This window comes from Betaproteobacteria bacterium (assembly GCA_009377585.1).
GTDB lineage: Bacteria > Pseudomonadota > Gammaproteobacteria > Burkholderiales > WYBJ01 > WYBJ01.
This window is the reverse complement of the sequence record WHTS01000237.1, coordinates 1-3,111: the sequence shown is the minus strand read 5'-3', so window position 1 is coordinate 3,111 and position 3,111 is coordinate 1. Positions and strand designations below refer to the sequence as shown.

Sequence of the window (3,111 nt, the reverse complement as noted above, 5' to 3'; positions counted from 1 at the left end):
AATCGCTGATACGGCAGCCGCGCTGGCCTTCCGGCGTTTCGGGAAGGAAAGCCGCTATTTCCTCGGGCCGGAACGGGTCGCGGATGTCGTAGATCCGTAGTCCGGCGCTGAACCAGGTCGTGACGACAGTGTTCTCGAGCTTCGCGCTGCCCGGCTCGGGTTCGTTCTCATGAATGTTGTGGGCGCCGATGCGGCCGCCGATGCGATGCAGCTCCTCGAAATTCTCCGGCACCGGCATGCTCGCGATCATCACGGGATTCTTCTCTTCGCGGATGTCGACCACCCAGTAGCGCTTCGGCCAGTCGCGGCCGTGATCGCCGGTCGCCTCGTCCGTCACCAGCATGAGGTTGCGGTTGAAGAGCGGGAGGCACGTATGCGTGAAGCCGGGGAACGGCGGGTGATAGTCGAGGCGGCTGATCATTGTCGGCCGCGTCTTGTCGGAGATGTCGAGGATGATGATGCCGCCGTCGATCCAGCCGATATACGCGCGATCGGGCCGCTCGGGATAGGACAGCGTGTGGTGCGGCCGGTAGCCGACGTCGAGGAATCCCTCATGTCGCGGCGGCAGCGCCTCGCCGTCGCCGACGCGCTGGCCCGGCATCCACCAGCGGCCGACTTCCGTGGGCTTCGAGGGGTTGCGCATATCCACGATCATGTAGAACTGATGGTCGTGCCGATGCTTGCTTTCGAAATCGGGTGCGCCCGTGGATATGTGCGCGTACTGACCATCCATGAACGAGATGTAGTGCGTGCCCTGGCTGGTGTCACCGGAGAGATCGAAGAACGTCACTTCGCGCGGCTCGACGGGATTTGCAATGTCGAACACCTGAAAGCCGGCGGGCTTGAGGCCGTACTTGTTGACCTGGTATGCCATAAGCAGCGTGTCGCCGCGCATCGCAAGCGAATTGCCGCGCGCGTGCGGACCCGGAAGCTTGAGCTGCCACACCATCTGCGGCGCGCGCGGTTCGGTCACGTCGAAAATCGAAAACGCGACCGGCCAGTTCTCGTGCGCGATGTACAGATATCGCTTGCCGTTTTTCGCGATCTTCATCGCGATGCCTTCGCCGAGGTTGGAGGCGCCTCCGGCGTCGTGCCTTCCGATCAGCTTCAGGTTCTGCGCGATCCGTACACTCATTCGCTCCTCCGGGTGGGTTCGTTGTCGGCGGGCGTTCGGCAGCAATGCGACGATACCAGCATCGGCACGCTTGCGAAAAGAATGCTCCGCCGCAGATGCACCCGGTTGCCCGGGTGTGTTATTGACCCCCAGGTTGGCGCCGGATATTCTCTCGCGCAGAGGAGGAAACCCCATGATCAATCGATTCGAGACGCTCGCGCGCGTCGGCCTGGTGTGTGCTGCGCTCGCGCTGGGCGGGATGGCACAGGCGCAACAGAAGCTGGTCGTCTACACCTCCAACGAAGCCACCCTGAACGATCTCACCTCGACCGCGTTCAGCAAGGAGACCGGCATCGAGGTCAGCATCGTATCCGCCGGTTCCGGGACGATCATCAAGCGCATTCAGGCGGAAAAGGACAGGCCGCAAGGCGACATCGTCTGGGGCGTATCGCGCTCGCTGCTGCAGACCAACAAGGCCTACTTCGCGCCCTACAAATCGCAGCATGTGGGCGCCATAGCAGCCGAGTATCGCGATCCCGACAACCTATGGATCGGCACCAACCTGCACGTGCTCGTTATCCTGCACAACACCAAGATGCTGCCGGCAGCCGAAGCGCCGAAGAGCTGGAGCGATCTGCTCGACCCGAGGTACAAGGGCAAGATCGCCTTTACCGACCCGCGCAATTCGGGCTCGGCCTACTCGACCGTCACGATGCTGGTGGATCAATGGGGTGGCGTCGACGCGGGCTGGCAGAAGGTAAAGACGCTGTTCGGCAACATGCGCATGCTGAATCGCTCGTCGCTGGTCTTCCAGGGAGTGGGCAAGGGCGAATATCCGCTTGGCGTCTCCCTGGAGTACGCCGGCTACCTATGGGAGAAAAACGGTGCGCCGGTCAAGACCCCTTATCCCAGCGACGGCACCCTCGCGCTGATGGAGGGCGTGGCCATCATCAAAGGCGGGCCGAATGGTGAGTCGGCCCGCAAATTCGTCGATTGGGTCAATCGCAAGGACGTGCGCGAGATGATCCTCAAGGCGACTTACCGGCGGCCCGCGCGCAGCGATCTGGATCTGTCCAAGCTCCCGGGCGGGATGCCGAACTTGTCGCGCCTGAAGCTCGCGTCCTACGACGAGGAAGCCTGGACGGCCAAGCGCAAGGAGACGCTGGAGAAGATCAGGGATCTGATCCAGGAAACGCGCTAGATGCACGGCCGCTGGCTGCGGGCTGCGCAGTGACGGCCGTTGCGATCGAAAACGTGAGTCGCGCCTTCGGCGCGGTTCAGGCGGTATCGAAGGTTTCGCTCGACATCCGCGACGGCGAGTTCTTTACCTTGCTCGGTCCCTCCGGCTGCGGCAAGACGACGCTGTTGCGCATGATCGCCGGCTTCTGCGAGCTGGATGCGGGCGCGATCCGTTTCGGCGCGAAGCGCATCGATACGCTCGCAGCGCATCGGCGCAACACCGGCATGGTGTTCCAGAACTACGCCATCTTTCCCAACCTGAGCGTCGGCGGCAATGTGGCTTATGGCCTGCGGGCGCGCAAGGTTGCGCCTGAGCGGATCGCCGAGCGCATCAAGAGCGCTTTGAAGCTCGTTCACCTGGAGGGTTACGAGGCGCGCTGGCCGCACCAGCTCTCGGGCGGTCAGCTGCAGCGGGTCGCCATTGCGCGCGCGCTCGTCATCGAGCCCGAGGTCCTGCTGCTGGACGAGCCGCTATCCAATCTCGATGCGCAATTGCGGGTCGAGATGCGCGGCGAGATCCGCCAGCTGCAGCAAAGTCTCGGCATCACCGCGATTTACGTCACCCATGATCAGGAAGAGGCACTGGCCATTTCGGACCGGATTGCCGTGATGCGCGCGGGCGTCCTGGAGCAGGTGGGCACACCGGACGCGATCTATCGCAATTCGGCAACGCCATTCGTAGCGCAGTTCATGGGAATCACCAACCTGCTCGACGGCAAGGTGGTCGATCGGGAAGGCGCGCGCCTCGTGGTCGAGGC

Annotated in this window: 3 protein-coding genes; 2 read left to right on the top strand and 1 reads right to left on the bottom strand. The window is 63.2% G+C overall.

The window, feature by feature from the left end:
* Positions 1 to 1,309 (bottom strand): hypothetical protein (locus tag GEV05_30915; protein MPZ47689.1); only part of this gene is annotated, 1,309 nt, incomplete at its 3' end.
* On the opposite strand from GEV05_30915, the gene GEV05_30910 reads away from it, so the two are divergent.
* Both GEV05_30910 and GEV05_30905 read left to right on the top strand, forming a co-directional pair.
* The gene (locus GEV05_30910; GenBank protein ID MPZ47688.1) at positions 1,014 to 2,315 is read left to right on the top strand and encodes an extracellular solute-binding protein; all 1,302 of its coding nucleotides are present in this window, start codon (positions 1,014 to 1,016) and stop codon (positions 2,313 to 2,315) included. The two genes, GEV05_30915 and GEV05_30910, sit on opposite strands and share 296 nt — an antisense overlap.
* Before the next feature lie 29 nt (positions 2,316 to 2,344).
* Positions 2,345 to 3,111, top strand: a 767-nt coding sequence (locus tag GEV05_30905) for an ATP-binding cassette domain-containing protein (protein MPZ47687.1), incomplete at its 3' end; no start/stop codon positions are given.